1 protein-coding gene is annotated in these 616 nt (G+C 62.2%); it reads right to left on the bottom strand.

The window, feature by feature from the left end:
• Positions 1-616: type VI secretion system tip protein TssI/VgrG (gene tssI, locus B347_RS24550; RefSeq protein WP_033386918.1), on the bottom strand; the 616-nt coding region annotated here is incomplete at both ends.

Raw genomic sequence — 616 nt, 5'->3', positions numbered from 1 at the left:
CCTTTGCGGTCTTCGAGGTGCAGTTCGTTGTAGCCCGTGCCGCTGGGGGTGCTGCGGCTGCGCAAGACGCTGCGGGTTTTGTGCGCGGGCAGTGGATACGCGGTGGGGTTGACGCTGTTGGCCAGGCAACCCGAAATGACCGGTTTGTCCGGATCGCCTTCAAGAAATGCCACCAGTACTTCCATGCCCACACGCGGTAGTGTCACCGCGCCGTAACGGTCGCCCGCCCAACGAGAGGCCACGCGCAGCCAGCAACTGCTGTTGTCGTCGTGCTGACCTTCGCGGTCCCAATGAAATTGCACCTTGACCCGGCCGTATGCATCGCAATGCACCTCTTCGCTGACAGGACCGCTGACGCGCGCAGTCTGCATGCCCAGCACCTGCGGCTTGGTGTGTTTGAGCGCTGGGCGGTAAAAAACGTCCCACGGGGTGGCGCTGAAGTCGTTGCGATAGCCCTGCACAAAGCCGTCGGCGGGTGTTTCAACGGGTGCGGCACCGGACTCTTCCAGCACTTGCGGCTGCCTGCCTAGGTGATGGATGGAGGTCAGCAACCACATCGCGTTCCAATCGCCCTGTGGGTGCTCGCTTAATGTCATGAAATGGCCGCTGCTTAGGG

This window comes from Pseudomonas psychrophila HA-4 (assembly GCF_000282975.1).
Lineage (GTDB): Bacteria > Pseudomonadota > Gammaproteobacteria > Pseudomonadales > Pseudomonadaceae > Aquipseudomonas > Aquipseudomonas psychrophila_A.
This window is presented reverse-complemented; position numbering and strand designations above follow the sequence as displayed.